The following is a 17,958-nucleotide window of genomic DNA, read 5'->3' as shown; positions in this document are numbered from 1 at the left end:
TCAGCCGGATGGGCCGCCACAGACGCTCGGAGCCGCAGCCCCCGACAGGCGACCGCGGGTACACGCCCGCCGCGTACGGCTCGTACGACTCCTACGGCGACCGCGAGGCGCACGGCGCCGGCCGGTCGCGGGGGCAGCACCGCAAGCAGAGCCCGGCCAGGGCCGGGATGCTCGGTACGTCGGCGGCGCTGGCCGTGGGCGCGGTGGCGATGGCCTCCGGGGTCCTCGGCAGCGGCTTCGACCTCGACCGCGGCAGCGGCGGTCCCGCCGGGCACGTCCAGGCGGGCGACCCGCCGGCGCCCAGTACGCAGGGCTCCTCCGACCTGCCGACGCTGGAGGCGTCGCCGTCCGCGAGCGACGACTCGGAGCGGCCGGAGAGCAGGACCCCGGAGACGAAGAAGACCGGCGGCAAGGACTCCCGGGACGGCAGGGAGTCGAAGAGCGCTTCGCCGTCCACCTCGGCGCCCGAGCGCGAGAAGCCGGAGTCCGCGGACCCGTCGTCGAAGTCCCCGGGCCCGTCCCGTACGGAGTCGGCGTCCCCCTCCCCCACGAAGTCGGAGACCTCCGAGCCCACCCGCTCGGCGAAGCCCACCGCCACCGCCGACGCCACCACCGCCGCGGAGGCGGAGGTGCTGCGGCTGGTCAACCAGGAGCGCGCGCAGGCGGGCTGCCGCCCGCTGACGAACGACCCGGAGCTGGCGAAGCTCGCCGGCGACTACAGCCAGGACATGGCGGCGCGCGGCTTCTTCGACCACACCGACCCCGACGGCAACGACCCGTGGGAGCGCGCGCAGGACTACGGCATAGCCGACCTCGGCGGCGAGAACATAGCCCGCGGCCAGGCCAACGCGCAGTCGGTGATGGACGCCTGGATGAACAGCGAAGGCCACCGCGCGAACATACTGAACTGCGACTTCCGCACCCTGGGCGTCGGCGCCCACTTCGCCGACGGCGGCCCCTGGTGGACACAGAACTTCGGCTTCTGAGGCGCGCCTTGCGGGCGGGCCGGCCGGGTCAGGGGCGCGGCGGGCGCTGGCAGCGCGGGCAGAAGTAGCTGGAGCGGTTCATCCACGGGCGGCGGCGGATCGGGGTGCCGCAGCGGCGGCAGGGTTCGTCCTCGCGGCCGTACGCGTCGAGCGAGCGGGAGAAGTAGCCGGACTCGCCGTTGACGTTGACGTACAGGCTGTCGAAGCTCGTGCCGCCGACGTCGAGCGCGGCGTTCAGCACCGCGCGGACGTGCCCCAGGAGTTCCGCCGTACGGGGGCGGGTGAGGCCGGCGGTGGGGCGCTCGTAGTGGAGGCGGGCACGCCACAGGGCCTCGTCCGCGTAGATGTTGCCGACGCCGCTGATCAGCGACTGGTTCAGCAGCGCCCGCTTGATCGTGGTCCGGCTGCGGCGCAGTGCCGCGTGGAACGCCGCGTCGTCGAACTCCGGGTCCAGCGGGTCCCTGGCGATGTGCGCGATGACGTCGGGCAGTCCCCCGGCCGCGTTCGGGTGCAGCGAAAGGCCGCCGAACGTGCGCTGGTCGACGAAGCGCAGCTCCGTGTCCGTCTCGTCCGCGAAGCGGACCCGGATCCGCAGGTGCTTCTCGTCCGGCGCGGCCTCCGGCTGGACCAGCAACTGGCCGCTCATGCCCAGGTGCGCGAGCACCGACTCGGGGCCGTCGGCCAGCGGCAGCCACAGGTACTTGCCGCGCCGCCGCGGCTCCCCCAGCGGGTGCCCCGTGAGCCGGGCGGCGAAGTCGGCGGCGCCCGCGGGGTGCCGGCGTACGGACCTGGGGTGCAGCACCTCGACGGAGCCGACGGTGCGGCCCGCGACCCACTTCGCCAGGCCGCGGCGCACCACCTCGACCTCCGGCAGCTCCGGCATCGCCGCGCTACCGGTCGGCGGCCTGCGCCGCCCCGGCGGAGCCCGCGGCGGCGTCACCGTCCGCGGAGTCCGGTAGGTCCGCGGGCGCACCCGCGGACGCGGGCGCGCCGTCGGACGCGCCGGCCGGCGCGGGCTCCGGTGCCGCGGAGCCGTTGCTCCCCGCCGCGCCCTTGCCCGCCTCGCCGTCCGCCCCTGCCGCGCTGATCGCGCGCCAGGCGGTGTCCGCCGCCTGCTGCTCCGCTTCCTTCTTGCTGCGGCCGGTGCCGGTGCCGTACGTGACACCACCGACGCGGGCGGCAGCCGTGAAGGTCTTCTCGTGATCCGGGCCGGTCTCGCTGACCAGGTACTCCGGCACGCCCAGTCCCCTGGCGGCCGTCAGCTCCTGCAGCGACGTCTTCCAGTCCAGCCCCGCCCCGAGGTTCGAGGACTTCTCGATCAGCGGGTCGAACAGCCGGTGCACCAGCTCCGACGCCGCCTCCAGTCCCTTGTCCAGGTAGACCGCGCCGATCACGGCCTCCAGCGTGTCCGCGAGGATCGACGCCTTGTCCCGGCCGCCCGTGCCCTCCTCGCCCCGGCCGAGCCGGATGAACGCGCCCAGGTCCAGCCCGCGGCTGACCTCGGCGAGCGCACGCGAGTTGACCACCGCGGCCCGCAGCTTGGCCAACTGGCCCTCGGGCAGGTCGGGGTGGCCCCGGAACAGCGTGTCGGTGACCACCAGGCCGAGCACCGAGTCCCCGAGGAACTCGAGCCGCTCATTGGTGGGCAGACCGCCGTTCTCGTACGCGAACGAGCGGTGGGTGAGGGCGCGCACCAGAAGGGCGGGCTCGAGTTCGTACTCGAGCCGCCCTTCCAGGATCTTGGGGGACGAGGCTGTGTCGGCCGGCGCCTTCCGCGGCGTAGTGGCATCTGACATGAGCCTTCTCCCCGTCGCTCAGACCTCGAGGACCTGGCGGCGGTTGTACGTGCCGCAGTTCGGGCATGCGATGTGCTGCTGCTTCGGCTCGTGGCAGCGCTCGCATGCCACCAGGTGCGGGACCGCAGCCTTCCACTGCGACCGGCGGTGGCGCGTGTTGCTGCGCGACATCTTCCGCTTCGGAACGGCCACGGCTACTTCTCCTGCTTCTCGCCGGCGCCGTCGTCAGCGCCGCTCGTATCGTTCTTCTCGCCGTCCGAGACGGTCTCGGCGAGTCCCTGCAACGCCGCCCACCGGGCGTCGACGACGTCGTGCCGGTGGTCCGGGTCGTCCGCGAGCCGCGCCCCGCAGTCGGGGCACAGGCCCGGGCAGTCCTCCCGGCACACGGGCTGCAGCGGCAGTGTGAGCACCACCGCGTCGCGCAGCTCCGGTTCGAGGTCGAACATGTCGTCCTCGAGGTACAGCGTCCCCTCCTCCGCGTCCGCCTCCTCGGCGTCCGCGCCTGAGCCGCCGCCGCGGGCCACGCGGCCCCTGGCGTCGGTCTCCGGATAGGAGTACAACTCCTGGATGTCCACTCGGAGCTCCAGCCCGAGCGGCTCCAGACACCTTACGCACTCGCCCGTCGCCCGTGCCCGGGCGGTACCCGTGACGAGCACGCCCTCCATCACCGACTCGAGCCGCAGCTCGAGCTCGACGGGGTCGCCCTCCGGCACGCCCACCACCTCGTTGCCGAGGTCCTTGGGCGCCGGCACGGTGCGGGTGAGCCGCTTGAGCGTACCGGGACGGCGGCCCAGGTCCCGTGTGTCGAACACGAGAGGGGCGCGGTGGTCCGGATGGGCTTTCAGGGCTTTCCTGCTTTCGTGCACCCTGCGCATGACGGGCAGGGACGGGCGCGGCGCGATACGGCGAGGGTCCAGAATACTTGAGACCCGGCCCAAGACCCAATCCGGGCGTCCGTCCGCGGCCGGGCCCCCGGGTGCTCCCCGGCGGCTCAGCGGCCGCGGTCGTCGTACTGCCTGAGCTGCTCCAGGTCGATCATGCTGGTGTCGAAGAGGCTCGTCTCGTCCAGCGCGGCCGGCGCCGGGGTGTAGCCGCCCTGCTGCGGCAGGTGCGCGCCGCCCTGGCCGTACGGCATCTGCTGCCCGGCGTCCTGGTACGCACCGGCCGCGGGCTGCTCCTGCTGCCCGGCCTGCTGCGCCCAGCCGTAGCCGGGCTCCGGCTGCTCGTAGCCCTGCTGGTAGCCCTGGCCGTAGCCCTGCGGGTAGTCCGGCTGCTCCGGCTGCGGGTAGCCGGCCTGGCCGTAGCCCTGCGCGGCGGTGGCGTCGTAGTACGCGGCGGCCGGCTGCGGGACGGCGTGCGGGGGCTGCTGCGCGGGCGGCGGCGGCATCGCGGGGTCCTGCGGGGCGCCGGGGGCGTGCGCCGGGCCCGGGGGCGGGTCGGCCAGCTCGGCCAGCTCCGCGAGGTAGCTCTCGTCCGTCGTGCCCGTGTGCCCCATGCCCGGCTGCCCGAAGGTCTCGCCGAGCTGGTCCGTGGGCCGCGCGCCCTGGAGCTTCTGCCGGCCGCGGCCGACCGCCTCCAGGGTCTTGGTCAGCACCGACTGGAACGCCTGGAACTGCGCCTCGACGTACGTGTCCGCGCGCCTGCGCTGCTCCTGCGGGTCGGCGCTGCGCTCGGGCGCCTCGCCCGCCGGGTCCTGGCCGGCGTCGAAGCCCTGCGGGTCGTCGTACCCGGGGGCGCGGCCCAGCAGCTTGTCCCGGCCGCGGTCGACGGAGCCGATGGTCTTGGTGAGGACGACCTCGAAGTTGGCGAGCTTGCTGTCGACGTAGTCGTCGGCCTCGGCGCTGATCTGCTCGGCCTCCTGGCGGGCCTCGCCCAGGATCCGGTCGGCCTCGGCCTGGGCGTGCCGGGCGACCTCGGTGCCGGAGATCAGCGCGGTGCGCCGGTTCTGCGCCTCGTCGAGGATCTGCTCGGCCTCGCGGCGTGCCTCCTCGACCAGTTGCTCGCGCCCGCCGAGCAACTGCTGCGCCTGGGCCAGCGACCCGGGCAGGGCCTCGCGCACCTCGTTCAGCATGCCGAGCAGCTCGGCGCGGTTGACCACGCACGACGCCGACATGGGCATGGACCGCGCGCCCTGGAGGGCCTCCGCGATCTCGTCGAGCTTTCTCTGCACGTCCATGGGGAAAGACTCTACGGCGCCCGGCTAGGAATGCGTGAGGCGTTCGTCAAGTGCCCGGTTGACAACGGGGGGTACGAGGTGGGATACGTCGCCGCCCCAGGTGGCCACCTCTTTGACCAGGCTGGAGGAGAGGAAGCTGTAGGTCGGGTTGGTGGGGACGAAGAGGGTCTCCACGCCCGACAGGCCGTTGTTCATCTGGGCCATCTGCAGCTCGTAGTCGAAGTCGCTGACGGCGCGCAGCCCCTTGACGATGGCGGGGATGTCGCGCTCCTTGCAGTAGTCCACGAGGAGGCCGTGGAAGCTCTCGACCTCCACGTTGCCGTACTCCGCCGTGCACTGGCGGATGAGGTCCATCCGCTCCTCGACGGTGAACATGCCTTTCTTCGACTTGTTGATCATCACGGCGACGTGCACGACGTCGTAGAGCTTCGAGGCCCGGGCGATGATGTCGAGATGCCCGTTGGTGATGGGGTCGAAGGACCCCGGACAGACGGCGCGGCGCAACGGAGGTTCCTCGCTCTCGGTTCCGGTCGTGAGGGTCATGAGGGTTTCGGTGACGGTCGAGGGGTCGGAGTCGGAGTCGGGGGACGCGGCGGGACGAGCGGGGCGGGGACGGGGACGGGCGGTCATGGGGCCGGTGGGGCGGCGCGACCGTACCAGAGCGTGCCTTCGCCGTAGCGCCTGGCCCGCAGCCCCACGAACCCGTCGGGCCAGGGGAATTCGCCGCCTCGGGTGCTGCGCTCCACGGTGGCGAGCGCGCCCGGGGACAGCCAGTCGTGGGCACGGAGTGTGACGAGTATCTCGCCCACGGCCGCGTCCGCCACCTCGTACGGCGGGTCGAGGAAGACCACGTCGTACGGGTCGGGGGGCGGCGGCCCGGCGACGACCTGCTCGGCGCGGGCGGCGCGCACTTCGGCGCCCGGCAGGCCGAGGGCGCGGACGTTCTGCCGGATGACGCGGGCGGCGCGGGCGTCGGCCTCGACGAGCAGCGCGTGCGCCGCGCCGCGGGAGAGCGCCTCCAGGCCGACGGCGCCGGAGCCGCCGTACAGGTCGAGGACGCGCAACCCGTCGAGCGGGCCGACGAGGGTCTGCCAGGTGGAGAAGAGACCCTCGCGGGCGCGGTCGGACGTGGGCCGGGTGCCGGTGCCGGGCGGCACGGCCAGGCGCCGCCCGCCGGCGGTGCCGGCGATCACGCGGGTCATGGCTGCTGGGTGTCCTTGTCCTCACGGGCGCGGTCCGTCCCACGATATGCCTCCCGGGTGACGGGCGCGGTGCCGCCCGGTGGCGCGCGGGCGGCGGGACACCCGTGCGTCCCGCCGCGGGGCCGGTCACGGCCCCGCGGCCGGGCCCGCTCAGCCCTTGTCGAGGAACTGCTCCCGCTCGTCGTCCAGCAGGCTCGCCAGCGCGCCGCGCAGCTCCGGGTACGCGGCCAGCCCGGGGTCCTCGGCCACGATCGCCGCGGCGGCGTCCCGGGCCTCGGCGATGACGTCCTCGTCGTCGATGACCGTGAGCATCCTGAGGCTGGAGCGGGCCCCGGACTGCGCCTGCCCCAGCACGTCGCCCTCGCGGCGCTGCTCCAGGTCGATACGGGAGAGCCGGAAGCCGTCCTGCGTGGCCGCGACCGCGTCCAGCCGGGTCCTGGCAGGCGTGCCCTCGGGCATCTCGGTGACCAGCAGGCAGAGCCCGGCGGCCGAACCGCGGCCGACCCGGCCGCGCAACTGGTGCAACTGGGAGACGCCGAAGCGGTCGGCGTCCATGATGACCATGGCCGTGGCGTTGGGGACGTTGACGCCGACCTCGATGACGGTCGTGGCGACCAGCACGTCCACCTCGCCGGCGGCGAACCGGCGCATCACGTCGTCCTTGGCGTCCGGCTGCATCCGCCCGTGCAGCACCTCGGTCCTCAGCCCGGCCAGCGGCGCCCCGGGGGCGGCGGAGAGCTGCGCGGCGACGTCGAGGACCGCCAGCGGCGGCCGCTTCTCCGCCTCGTCCTCCGGCGACGGCGCCTCCTTCGCGCCCTTCCCGCCCTTCCCGCTGCCGCTCCTGCCGCCCTTGGGCTCCGCCTCCTCCGCGGGGTCGCCGATGCGCGGGCAGACGACGTACGCCTGGTGGCCGCCCTCGACCTCCTCGCGCACCCGCTCCCAGGCGCGGGAGAGGAAGTGCGGCTTGTCGGCCGCCGGCACGACGTGGCTGGCGATCGGCGAGCGGCCGGCCGGGAGCTGGTCTAGCACGGAGGTCTCCAGGTCGCCGAAGACCGTCATGGCGACCGTGCGCGGGATGGGCGTAGCGGTCATGACCAGCAGGTGCGGCGTGCGCTTGTCGTCCCCGCGGTTGCCCTTCGCGCGCAGCGCATCCCGCTGCTCGACGCCGAAGCGGTGCTGCTCGTCGACCACGACCAGGCCCAGGTCGTGGAACTGCACCTTGTCCTCGATCAGCGCGTGCGTCCCGACGACGATCCCGGCCTCGCCGGTGGCCAGGTCGAGCAGCGCCCTGCGGCGGGCCGCCGCGCCGGAGGAGCCGGTGAGCAACTCGACCTTCGTACCGTGCTCGGCGCCGCCGAGGAGGCCGGCCTCGGCCAGCTCGCCCATCATCTCGGTGATCGAGCGGTGGTGCTGCTGCGCCAGCACCTCGGTCGGCGCGAGCATCGCCGCCTGCCCGCCCGCGTCCACCACGGCGAGCATCGCGCGCAGCGCCACCAGCGTCTTGCCCGAGCCCACCTCGCCCTGGAGCAGCCGGTGCATGGGGTGGTCGGTGGCCAGGTCGGCGAAGACGTCGGCGGAGACCCGCCGCTGGCCCTCGGTGAGGGTGAACGGCAGCCGGGCGTCGAAGTCCGCGAGCAGCCCCTCGGCGGGCGCCACCCGCGGCACCGCGGGCAACTGCCCGTCGGCGTGCCGCCGCCGGGCCAGGGCGATCTGGAGGACGAACGCCTCGTCCCACTTCAGCCGGTCCCGCGCCGCCCACAGGTCTGCCTTGGTCTTCGGCCGGTGCACCTTCAGCAGCGCCTCGCGCAGCGGTACGAGGCCGCGCTCGTCCCGCAGCGCCGCGGGCAGCGGGTCGGCGACGCCCTCCCATTCCGTGGCCTCCAGCCCGTCCAGCACCGTGTCGACGGCCTGCTGGAGCTGCCAGGAGGCGAGCTGCCGGCAGGCCGGGTAGAGCGGGAGGAGCTTGCCCGCCCACTCGTCGGCCTCGGCGTCGGCGCCCGCGCCGTCCGGGCCGGACAGCGGCTTGTAGTCGGGGTGAGCGAGCTGGCGCTTGCGGTTGAAGACGGTGACCTTGCCGGCGAAGAGGGCGCGCCGGCCCGGCAGCAGCTCCTTCTGCGGGTGGTACGCGCCGCGCCCGAAGAAGACGAGGGTGAGCCGGCCGCTGCCGTCGGTGATGACCACTTCGAGCCGGCGCCCCCGGCCCGTACCGAGCATGGCGGCCTTCTCCACCTGCGCGACGACCGTGACGTGCTCGTCGGTCTCCAGGTCGGCCAGCCGCGTCAGCTCGCCCCGCTCGGCGTACCGCCGGGGGTAGTGGTGCAGCAGGTCTCCGACGGTGTGCAGATCCAGGTGCTCCGCCATGGCCTTGGCGGTCCGGTCGCCGACGGACGTCTTCAGGGGCTCTTCCAGCACGGACACGCGTCCATTGCACACCATCGGGCCGACAGAGCGTGGAAACCCCTGGTAACCCGGGCCCGCGCGGTCCTACGATGGTCCGCCTCGAACTCCCCTTCGCGATCACCGACGCCGATCGGGATCGCCCGACCCGCGCCGCCCTCCCACCCCCCGCCGGCGCTCCCGTGATGACATCTGAGAACGCTGCGCCCGCCTCGTCCCACACCTTCCAGGTCGACCTGCGCGGTCTGGTGGACCTGCTCTCCCACCACCTCTACTCCAGCCCGCGGGTCTATCTGCGCGAACTGCTGCAGAACGCCGTCGACGCGGTCACCGCCAGGCGCGCGGACGACCCCGGCGCGCCGGACCGCATCCGGCTGTACCCGGAGCCCGGCGGCGGCGACGGTGCCGGGCTGCGCGTCGAGGACAGCGGGGTGGGGCTCACCGAGGCGGAGGTGCACGAGCTGCTCGCCACCATCGGCCGCAGCTCCAAGCGCGCCGGGGGCCTGGAGTCCGTGCGGGCCGGGTTCCTGGGCCGGTTCGGCATCGGGCTGCTGGCCTGCTTCCTGGTCGCGGAGCGGATCCGGGTGGTCAGCAGGTCGGCGCGGGAGCCCGGGGCGCCGCCGGTGGAGTGGACGGCCGCCGGCGACGGTTCGTACACGGTACGGACCCTGCCCCCGGCGGCCCGCCCGGAGCCCGGCACCACCGTGCACCTGACGCCGCGGCCCGGCTGCGCCGAGTGGTTCGAACCGGCCCGCGTCGCCGACCTCGCCCGCGACTTCGGCTCGCTGCTGCCGTACGACGTGCGCGTCGGCGAGACGCCGGTCACCGAGCTGCCCGCGGTCTGGGACCGCCCGTACCCGAGCCCGGCCGCCCGCCGGGTGGCGCTCGCGGCCCACTGCCGGGACGTCTTCGGCTTCACCCCGCTCGACGCCGTGGAGCTGGACGTGCCCCTCGCGGGCGTGCGCGGGGTCGCGTACGTGCTGCCGTCCGCCGTCAGCCCCGCGCAGCGCGCCGGGCACCGGGTGCACCTGAAGGGGATGCTGCTCACCGCGCGCGCCGAAGGGCTGCTGCCGGACTGGGCGTTCTTCGTCCGCTGCGTCGTCGACACCGACACCCTGCGCCCGACCGCCTCGCGGGAGGCGCTGTACGAGGACGAGACGCTCCTCGCCGTACGGGAGGCGCTCGGCGGCGCCGTACGCGACTGGCTGGCCTCGCTGGCCACCGGCGACCCGGAGCGGCTCACGCAGTTCCTCTCCGTGCACCATCTGGGCGTGAAGTCGCTGGCCCGGCATGACGAGGAGATGCTGCGCACGATGCTGCCGTGGCTGCCGTTCGAGACCACCGACGGGCAGGTGTCGCTGGCGGAGTTCGCGCAGCGCCACCCGGTGGTGCACTTCACCCGCAGCGTGGAGGAGTTCCGGCAGGTCGCGCCGATCGCCTCCGCGCAGGGCATCGGCGTCGTCAACGGCGGCTACACCTACGACGCGGAGCTGGTCGAGCTGCTGCCGCGGGTACGCCCCGGGACCGCGGTCGCCGAGCTGGACCCGGACACCGTGACCGCCCACCTGGACGGCGTCGAGCCGGCCGAGGAGCTGGCCCTGTCCGGCTTCCTCGGCGTCGCCCGCGCCCGCCTCGACCCGCTCGCCTGCGACGTGGTGCTCCGCGCCTTCCACCCGCTGACCGTGCCCGCGCTCCACCTCGACGACCGCGCCGCCCGGCACGAACGGGCCCGCGCGGACGAGGAGGAGCAGGCCGACGAGCTGTGGGCGGGCATCCTCGGCAGCCTGCGCGGCGGCGCCCCGCGCGCCCGGCTCGTCCTCAACCACCGCAGCCCGCTGGTGCGCCGGATCAGCACGCTGGGCGCCCCCGAGCTGGTCGGCAGCGCGGTCGAGGCGCTGTACGGGCAGGCGCTGCTGATGGCGCAGCGCCCGCTGCGGCCCGCCGACTCGGCGCTGCTGAACCGGGCGTTCGCCGGCCTGCTGGAGTGGGCGACGCACCCGCCGGGGGCCGCGGACCCCGCGGCCGGCGCGCACGGCGGCGGCGAGGAGGACGACCGATGAGCACGGATGCCCCCGCCCCCTCCCCCGCGGGGCCGCCCGCCGACATCTTCGCCTTCCGCCAGGCGATGCACGACAACGCGCAGGAGCCGGAGGGCCCCGGCCGCAACGCGGGCGCGGAGCGGCTGCTCGCCGAGGCGGAGCTGTCGGGCCAGGCCGCGTTCGTCGTCGAGGGCCTGATCCACCTGCTGCAGACGTACAACTTCAGCTCCGAGCAGGACAAGATGTTCGTCCCCTTCGCGCGGCTGCTGCGCATGTGGGACGAGCGTCCGGAGGACTTCGACGAGGAGGACACCCACCGCCTGTTCTGGATGTTCAAGTGGGTCTCCTCCGGGATGACCGACCAGCCGCACATCCCGCTGGCGGCGATGGAGAAGTGGCTCGCCGAGATGGAGCGCCGCTACCGCCTCGCGGGCCACAGCGAACGCGCCGTGCGGCAGGCCGAGTACCACATCGCCGAGCACGTCGGCGACGACGCGCGCGCCGCCCGAGCGTACGCCGCCTGGCGCGCCGCGGAGCGCGACGCCACGAGCGACTGCCACGCCTGCGAGCTGCGCGGCCAGGGCAGCTGGGAGGCCGGGCACGGGGACGACGCCGCCGCGCTCGAGCTGTGGGCACCGGTGCTCGGCGGCGTGCACACCTGCGCGCACGAGCCGCACGCCACGCTCGCGGAGTCGCTGCTGCCGCTGCTGCGGCTGGGCCGCGCCGACGAGGCGCGGGCCAACCATCTGCGCGGGCACCGGATGGTGCGGCGGATGGAGAGCATGCGGTTCGCGTTCGCGCGGCACGTGGAGTTCTGCGCGCTGACGGGCAACGAGGCGCGGGGTCTTGAGCTGCTGGCGGAGCGGCCCGCGTATCTGGCCGACCGGGGCGAGCCGTCGAGCCTGATGGCGTACCTCGCGGTCACGGCCCTGCTGACGCGGCGGCTGGCGGAGCTCGGCCTGGGCGCGGACCCGGTGGTGGGCCCGCCGGGGGCCGGGGCCGCCGGCCGGGAGTGGACGGTCGCGGAGCTGGCGGCGTACGCGGAGCGCGAGGCGCTGGCGCTCGCGGGCCGCTTCGACGCGCGCAACGGCACGGCGGCGGTGTCGGCGGGCGTACGCGAGCGGATGGCGCGCGAGCCGCTGGCGGAGCGGCTGCCGCTGGGGCTGCGCGTGGGCCGGCCGGTGCGGCGGTCGGCGGCGCCCGCGGCCGGTGCCGCGGCGCCGCCCGCCGCGGGGACACCGGCGGCGCGGCCCGGGGTGGCGGAGCTGCTGGCGGCGGCCAGGGAGCTGACGGAGGCCCGCCGCCCCGACGCGGTACGGGCCTGGGCGGACGCGGCGCGCGCGGCGGCGGAGGCGGGCACCGAACTGCCCGTACGCGACCGCGCGGAGGTCGCCGCCCACCGCGCGATGCACCCGGACACGGCGGCCGGCGAGGTCGCGGGCCTCTTCGGGACGGCGGCCGGGCTCTTCGAGGCCGCGGGCGACCCGGGCCAGGCCGAGGTGGCGCGCGCCCGCGCGGCCTTCGCCCTCGCCCGCGAGGGCCGTACGGACGACGCCCTGGCGGCGGTCGCCGAGCCCTGCGCGCGGGCGCTGGCGCTGCACGCGGAGGGCCGCGCCACGGCCGCCGAGGCGGCGACGGCGCTGGTCTGCCGGGCCCGTATCCACACGATGCGCGGCGACGGCGCTTCGGGCCCGGCGGACTCCGCCGCCGAGGCGGTGGCCGCGGTGGCGGACTTCGCCGCGCCGTACGCGGACGATCCGCGCGTCGCCGGCCGGGTCGCCGAGGCGCACGAGCTCCGGGCGGAACTCGCCGCCCGCCGCGGAGAGATGGAGCCCGCCGCGGCGCTCTACGAGCAGGCGGCCGACGGCTACGCCGCCGCGGGCGTCCCCTGGTATGCGGTACGGGCCCAGTCCGCGCTGGCCGGCATCGCCTCCCGGCTCGGCGACCGCGCAACCGCGGAGCGCGCCGTGCGCGGGGCCCTGGAGCACAGCGCCGTGCACGGCCGGCCCGCCGGGCAGGCGGGCCTGCACCTGCAACTGGCGGACATCCTCTGCAACACCGGCCGCGACGGCGAGGGCGCCGAGCACCTGCTCGAAGCCGCCCTCTGGGCCGACGAGGCCGGCGACGCCGCGGACACCGGCGCCTGGGCCCGCCACCACCTCGGCGGCGCCCTGCTCCGCCTCGGCCGCGCCGCGGAGGCCGCGGCGGTGCTGGAGGACGCGCTCGCGGACCTGGACGCGGACGTGCACGGCGAAGGCGCCGTGGTGCAGACGCGCTGGTGGCTGGGCGACGCCCAGGGGCGGCTCGGGGAACACATGCAGGCGGCCGAGCAGTACGTGCTGGCCGCGGAGATCGCCGCGACCTGGCCCCGCGACGGCGCCCGCGACCACGCGATGCTGGCGACGCTGGCCGCGCAGTCGCTGAGCGCGGCGGAACTCGACACCCAGGCGGCCCGCGCGTACGAGCGCGCGGGTGCGCTCTGGCGCGACCTGGGCGACGTGCCCGCCCTGATCCGCACGCTCAGGGCCCGCGCCTGGCTGGCGCTCCGGCCGGAGCAGGCGGGCGGGGCGGCGGGCCGGGCGCTGATGGCGGACGCGGAGCGGGAGCTGACGACGGCCCTGGCGACGACGGAGGCGCCCGGCGGCCTGGACGCGGCCGAGACCGGCGGCACCCGGGTCCGGGGAGGGCGCCGCGACGTCCTGCTCGCCGAACTCGCCGCCACGCACCGGCAGACCGGCGACCTGATCACCGCCGCCGTCGGCGGCACGCCGCACGACCCGGACGAGTCCGGGGCGGCGGCCGCCCGTGCCGCGTACGAAGAGGGCCTGACCCACGTCGTACGCGCCGTGGCCGGCTTCGCCGAGCTGGGCCCCGACTGCCGCGACGAGTACACCGGCGCCCAACTGCTCGCCGCCTGGCTGGAGGCCGACCTCGGCCGCCCCGGGGAGGCGGCGCGGCGCGCCCGGGCGGTGCTCGCCGCGTACCCGGACGACGACACCGCCACCGGGACCGTCGAGTCCCGCCGCGACGAGGCCCGGGCCCTGCTGAACTACGCGGGGGCCGAGGCCGCCGGGTCCTGATCGCCGCAGCGCCCCGCGGCGCGCCCCGCGCCGCACCGCCGCCACCGGCGGGTGCGGCCGGGCTCCGCGGCGCCGCCGACGACCGCGCAGCGCCCGGCGCTGCCCGGCTACTCCACCCCGATCAGCAGCGGTGCCGACTGGCTGCCGCCCTCGTACACCACCGTGTCCACCGCCAGGTGCCCGCCCCGAACGTGCGCCTCCAGGCGGGCGCCGAAGCCCGGGGGCAGGTCCGGGCCCAGCACCAGCGTGACCAGCTCGCCGCCGCCCGCCAGCATCCGGTCGAGCACCGCCTCCGCGGTCTCCGCGAGGTCGGTGCCGACCACCGCCACGTCGCCCTCCACCACCCCGAGCACGTCGCCCGGGCGGCAGATCCCCGCCGTCGTCCACGCGTCCTGCTCCGCGACCGCCAGCTCCGCGTGCCGCGTGGCACCCGCGGCGGCCGTCATCGAGACCACGTCCTCGTCGAACCGCCGCCCCGGGTCGTGCACCGCGAGCGCCGCCAGGCCCTGCACCGCCGCGCGCGTGGGGATGAGGGCCGCGCGTACGCCGGACGCCCGCGCCTCCGCCACCGCCACCGCCGCGGCGTGCCGCAACTCCGCGTCGTTCGGCAGCAGTACGACCTCCCGCGCGCCCGTCCGCCGCATCGCCTCCGCCAGTTCCCCGCTCGCGGGCGGCTCCCCCTCCCGTACGGTCACCACGCCCGCGCCCGCCTCCGCGCACAGCGCCGCCAGCCCGTCGCCCGGCACCACGGCGACGACCGCCCGGCCCCCGGGCCCCCCGCCGGAGTCGCCGCGCGGGGGTGCGGCGGCGGCGTCGGCCGGGAGGTGGGCGATCTGGATGCGGTACGGGCGGCCGGCCTCGACGCCGGCCTCGACGGCGGCACCGGCGTCGTCGACGTGCACGTGCACCCGCCACAGCCCGTCGCCGCCGACGACGACGAGGGAGTCGCCGAGCGCGTCGAGCCGCGGCCGGAGCCGGGTGACGGCGTCTTCCCCGGCCTCCAGCAGGTAGATCACCTCGTACGCGGGCCCGCCCCCGGCCGGCACCGGACAGGCACCGCCGTCGCCGCCGTCGTGGCGGGCGGCCGTCCTGCGGGCGCCCGTACCTCGGCCGGCCGGTCCTTCGAGCCCCAGCTCCGTGGGGCGCGCGGCACCGCTCAGCGCGTCGGCGAGCGTGCCCAGCACCGCCACCAGACCCAGCCCCCCGGCGTCCACGACGCCGGCCCGGCGCAGCACCTCCAACTGCCCGGTCGTCGCGGCCAGTGCCTCCCGGGCGCCGTCGTACGCGGCCCTCGCCACCCGCGCCGCGTCGCCCGCGCCGGACCGCCCGGCCGCGGCCGCGGCGGCGTCGGCGACCGTCAGCATGGTGCCCTCGACCGGGTGCTCCACCGCCGCCCGCGCCGCGTCCGCGCCCCGCCGCAGCGCGCCGGCCAGCAGCCCTCCGGAACCAGAACCGGCATCGGCACCGGCACCGGTGTCCCCGTCCGGCGCCACCACCGCGCCCGTCAGCCCCCGCAGCAGCTCCGCCAGGATCGTCCCCGAGTTGCCCCGCGCCCCGATCAGCGCCCCGTGCGCCATCGCCCGCAGCACGTCCGCCACCGCGGGCTCCACGCCGCCGCTGCCCGCGCCGTCCGCCGCGAACGCCCCGTACACCGCGTCCACCGCCTGCGCCGCCGACTCCACCGTCAGGTACAGGTTCGTCCCGGTGTCGCCGTCGGCGACCGGGAACACGTTGACCGCGTCGATCTCCTCCCGGCCGCGGCCCAGCGCCTCCAGGGCCAGGGCGCACCAGGCCCGCACGGAAGAGGCGTCGAGCACCTGCACAACCCCCTCGGTACGGACGACGGCACGGCCGGGTACGGTGTAGCGGCAGCGTAGCCGCTGGACCGGTGATTTCCTCCGCCGGGAAGCGCCGTAGTATGCTGCACAGGTTGCCCGGTCCCGTACCGGGCCTTCCTCCCCCGGCACGGCCGACCTGCTCCTTCCCAGGAGAAGGGCGCGCTGCCGGGATCCGACCGTACGTGCATCAGAAGCTTGGAGTGACCCGTGGCTGCCAACTGCGACGTCTGTGGCAAGGGGCCGGGCTTCGGCAACAACATCTCCCACTCGCACCGCCGCACCCGCCGCCGCTGGAACCCCAACATCCAGCGGGTGCGCGCCGTGGTCGGGGGGACGCCGAAGCGCCTCAACGCCTGCACCTCGTGCATCAAGGCGGGCAAGGTCTCGCGCTGACGTAGCGCAGCCGCCCACGCACAGCGAGCCGGTCCACCGCAGGGTGGGCCGGCTCTCTCGCGTCCGCGGGGTCCCACCGGGCCGTGCCCCGAAGGGAGTTCCCGCCGGTACGCGGCGCGCCCCGCCCCGCAGGCGATGGAGTCCCCGAGGCCCTACGCCCCGCGCCACCGCCACCCGTGGTCCACGGGGCCGGTCCCCTCCCCCAGCGGGAACCCCGCCGCTATCGCCCCCGTGACGTACTCCTTCGCCGCCGCCACCGCCTCCGGCACCGCCCGGCCCCGCGCGAGATGCGCGGCGGCGGCGCTCGCCAGCGTGCAGCCCGTGCCGTGGGTGTGCCGCACGGGAATCCGGGGCGCGCGCAGCCAGTGCTCCTCGGCGCCGTCCGTCACCAGGTCCACGGCGCCCTCGTCCGCCGGCAGATGGCCGCCCTTGACCAGGACCCAGCGCGGCCCGTACGCGAGCAGCGCCGCCGCCGCCCGCCGCATGTCCGCCTCACCGGCCACCCGGATCCCGGTCAGCCACGCCACCTCGGCCAGGTTCGGGGTGACGACGGTGGCGACCGGCAGCAGCCGCGTCCGTACCGTGTCCAGCGCCTCGGCCGCCAGCAGCCGGTCGCCGTGGGTCGAGACCCCCACGGGGTCGACCACCACCGGCGCGGGCGTCCCCGCCAGCAGCTCCGCGACCGCCGCCACCGTCTCGGCGCCCGCGAGCATGCCGGTCTTGACGGCCTGGACCCCGATGTCGTCGACGACGCTGCGGAACTGGCCGCGCACCGCGGCCACCGGCAGCGTCCAACTGTCCTGCACCCCGAGCGAGTTCTGCGCGGTCACGGCGGTGACGACGCTCATGCCGTGCACGCCGAGCGCGAGCATCGTCTTCAGGTCGGCCTGGATGCCCGCGCCGCCACCGGAGTCGGAGCCGGCGACGGTCAGCACCCGCGGCGGCGCACTCGCGCCGGCCCCGCCGTCCGCGGCGCCCTCCGCTCCCGCCGGCTCAGCCACCGAAGTGGTCCCAGCCGGCCGCGCCCCGCCACGGCTCGCCGTCCACCGTCACCTGGGCCACCGCCGACGGCGCCTGCACCTCGCCCACGACCCGCCACCGGGCGGGCAGCTTCACCTGCGGCGGGAACGTCGCCACGATCGCGTGGTCCTCGCCGCCCGTCAGCACCCACTGCAGCGGGTCCACGCCCACCGCCTTGCCGATGTCCGCCATCTGGCCGGGCACGTCGAGCGCCGCGGTGCGGATGTCGATACGGACCTTCCCCGCCGCCGCGACGTGCCCGAGGTCGGCCAGCAGCCCGTCGCTGACGTCCGTCATCGACGTGGCGCCGAGCGCGGCCGCCGCCGGGCCCGCCTGGTACGGCGGTTCGGGGCGGCGGTGGGCCTCGACGAAGGCGCGGGGCGAGCGGAAACCGCGGGCCAGCACCGCGTGGCCGGCGGCGGACCAGCCGAGCCAGCCGGTCACCGCCACCACGTCGCCGGGGCGGGCGCCGGCGCGGGTGACCGGCTCGTGGCCCTGCATGTCGCCGAGCGCGGTGATCGCGAGGGTGATGGCGTCGCCCCGTACGACATCGCCGCCGACGACGGCGGCGCCGGCGACCTGGCACTCGTCGCGCAGCCCGTCCATCAGCTCCGCGGGCCAGGTGACGAGCAGGTCGGCGGGGACGACGAGGCCGAGGAGCAGGGCGGTGGGAACGGCGCCCATGGCGGCGATGTCGGCGAGGTTCTGGGCGGCGGACTTGCGGCCCACGTCGTACGCCGTCGACCAGTCGCGGCGGAAGTGCCGGCCCTCGATGAGCACGTCCGTGCTGGCCACGACCCGGCGGTCGGGGGCGCTGATGACCGCGGCGTCGTCCCCGGGCCCGATCCGGACCGCGGGCGTCGTGGTCAGCCGGGAGGTCAGCTCCCGGATGAGCCCGAACTCGCCCAGCTCCCCCACGGTGCCCTGGCCCTGCCCGTGGCCCCTCATCGGATCGCTCCTTCCGTCAACCCGGCGCCCGCGGTCTCGCCCGTCATGGCCGTTCCCGACCCTCCCGCACCGGCCGGACTACG

At 76.0% G+C, this 17,958-nt stretch carries 15 protein-coding genes; 4 read left to right on the top strand and 11 right to left on the bottom strand.

Features of this window, described 5'->3' with window-relative positions; genetic code table 11:
- Positions 1-8: 8 nt before the first annotated feature.
- A complete protein-coding gene (locus ACFYVJ_RS20615) occupies positions 9-986 on the top strand; it encodes a CAP domain-containing protein (RefSeq protein ID WP_388893380.1) in 978 nt (325 codons plus the stop codon).
- Between the two features lie 28 nt (positions 987-1,014).
- Here the strand turns inward: ACFYVJ_RS20615 and mutM are convergent, their stop codons facing one another.
- The 8 genes from mutM to recG form a co-directional block, all read right to left on the bottom strand.
- Positions 1,015-1,869 carry a bifunctional DNA-formamidopyrimidine glycosylase/DNA-(apurinic or apyrimidinic site) lyase gene (gene mutM / locus ACFYVJ_RS20610; RefSeq protein ID WP_388893378.1) on the bottom strand — a complete coding sequence of 285 codons (855 nt, stop codon included), beginning with the start codon at positions 1,867-1,869 and terminating at the stop codon, positions 1,015-1,017.
- A gap of 7 nt (positions 1,870-1,876) precedes the next feature.
- Positions 1,877-2,782, bottom strand: a complete 906-nt coding sequence (gene rnc / locus ACFYVJ_RS20605) for a ribonuclease III (protein WP_388893376.1) — start codon at positions 2,780-2,782, stop codon at positions 1,877-1,879.
- 18 nt (positions 2,783-2,800) lie between these two features.
- The gene (gene rpmF / locus ACFYVJ_RS20600; RefSeq protein ID WP_018844671.1) at positions 2,801-2,974 is read right to left on the bottom strand and encodes a 50S ribosomal protein L32; all 174 of its coding nucleotides are present in this window, start codon (positions 2,972-2,974) and stop codon (positions 2,801-2,803) included.
- Positions 2,975-2,976: 2 nt separating this feature from the next.
- The gene (locus ACFYVJ_RS20595; protein ID WP_388893374.1) at positions 2,977-3,657 is read right to left on the bottom strand and encodes a YceD family protein; all 681 of its coding nucleotides are present in this window, start codon (positions 3,655-3,657) and stop codon (positions 2,977-2,979) included.
- 116 nt (positions 3,658-3,773) lie between these two features.
- On the bottom strand, positions 3,774-4,958 hold the full coding sequence (locus ACFYVJ_RS20590) for an ATP synthase F0 subunit B (protein WP_388893372.1): 1,185 nt from the start codon (positions 4,956-4,958) through the stop codon (positions 3,774-3,776).
- 24 nt (positions 4,959-4,982) lie between these two features.
- Positions 4,983-5,462, bottom strand: coding sequence for a pantetheine-phosphate adenylyltransferase (gene coaD / locus ACFYVJ_RS20585; protein WP_388893585.1), 480 nt, complete (start codon positions 5,460-5,462; stop codon positions 4,983-4,985).
- Between the two features lie 122 nt (positions 5,463-5,584).
- The gene (rsmD, locus tag ACFYVJ_RS20580) at positions 5,585-6,160 is read right to left on the bottom strand and encodes a 16S rRNA (guanine(966)-N(2))-methyltransferase RsmD (protein WP_388893370.1); all 576 of its coding nucleotides are present in this window, start codon (positions 6,158-6,160) and stop codon (positions 5,585-5,587) included.
- Between the two features lie 150 nt (positions 6,161-6,310).
- On the bottom strand, positions 6,311-8,578 hold the full coding sequence (recG, locus tag ACFYVJ_RS20575) for an ATP-dependent DNA helicase RecG (RefSeq protein WP_388893368.1): 2,268 nt from the start codon (positions 8,576-8,578) through the stop codon (positions 6,311-6,313).
- 164 nt (positions 8,579-8,742) lie between these two features.
- Here recG and ACFYVJ_RS20570 point away from each other — a divergent pair, with 164 nt between their 5' ends.
- Both ACFYVJ_RS20570 and ACFYVJ_RS20565 read left to right on the top strand, forming a co-directional pair.
- Positions 8,743-10,617 (top strand): HSP90 family protein, encoded by a 1,875-nt coding sequence (locus tag ACFYVJ_RS20570; protein WP_388893366.1) that lies wholly within the window; start codon positions 8,743-8,745, stop codon positions 10,615-10,617.
- Positions 10,614-13,676 carry a tetratricopeptide repeat protein gene (locus ACFYVJ_RS20565; RefSeq protein ID WP_388893364.1) on the top strand — a complete coding sequence of 1,021 codons (3,063 nt, stop codon included), beginning with the start codon at positions 10,614-10,616 and terminating at the stop codon, positions 13,674-13,676. The genes ACFYVJ_RS20570 and ACFYVJ_RS20565 overlap by 4 nt, the downstream gene beginning before the upstream one ends.
- A gap of 107 nt (positions 13,677-13,783) precedes the next feature.
- Here ACFYVJ_RS20565 and ACFYVJ_RS20560 read toward each other — a convergent pair whose 3' ends face one another.
- The gene (locus ACFYVJ_RS20560; protein WP_388893362.1) at positions 13,784-15,499 is read right to left on the bottom strand and encodes a DAK2 domain-containing protein; all 1,716 of its coding nucleotides are present in this window, start codon (positions 15,497-15,499) and stop codon (positions 13,784-13,786) included.
- A gap of 222 nt (positions 15,500-15,721) precedes the next feature.
- On the opposite strand from ACFYVJ_RS20560, the gene rpmB reads away from it, so the two are divergent.
- Positions 15,722-15,907: a 50S ribosomal protein L28 gene (gene rpmB, locus ACFYVJ_RS20555; RefSeq protein ID WP_018839653.1), complete on the top strand. Its 186-nt coding sequence runs from the start codon at positions 15,722-15,724 to the stop codon at positions 15,905-15,907.
- Between the two features lie 152 nt (positions 15,908-16,059).
- Here rpmB and thiD read toward each other — a convergent pair whose 3' ends face one another.
- Both thiD and ACFYVJ_RS20545 read right to left on the bottom strand, forming a co-directional pair.
- Positions 16,060-16,908: a bifunctional hydroxymethylpyrimidine kinase/phosphomethylpyrimidine kinase gene (gene thiD, locus ACFYVJ_RS20550; RefSeq protein ID WP_388893360.1), complete on the bottom strand. Its 849-nt coding sequence runs from the start codon at positions 16,906-16,908 to the stop codon at positions 16,060-16,062.
- Positions 16,901-17,875 carry a thiamine-phosphate kinase gene (locus ACFYVJ_RS20545; protein WP_388893358.1) on the bottom strand — a complete coding sequence of 325 codons (975 nt, stop codon included), beginning with the start codon at positions 17,873-17,875 and terminating at the stop codon, positions 16,901-16,903. Before ACFYVJ_RS20545 ends, thiD begins: the two co-directional genes overlap by 8 nt.
- Between the last annotated feature and the right edge of the window lie 83 nt (positions 17,876-17,958).

This window comes from Streptomyces sp. NPDC004134 (assembly GCF_042874195.1).
Taxonomy (GTDB): Bacteria; Actinomycetota; Actinomycetes; order Streptomycetales; family Streptomycetaceae; genus Streptomyces.
Note: the sequence above shows the minus strand (reverse complement) of the source record. Positions and strands in the feature narration are given on the sequence as shown.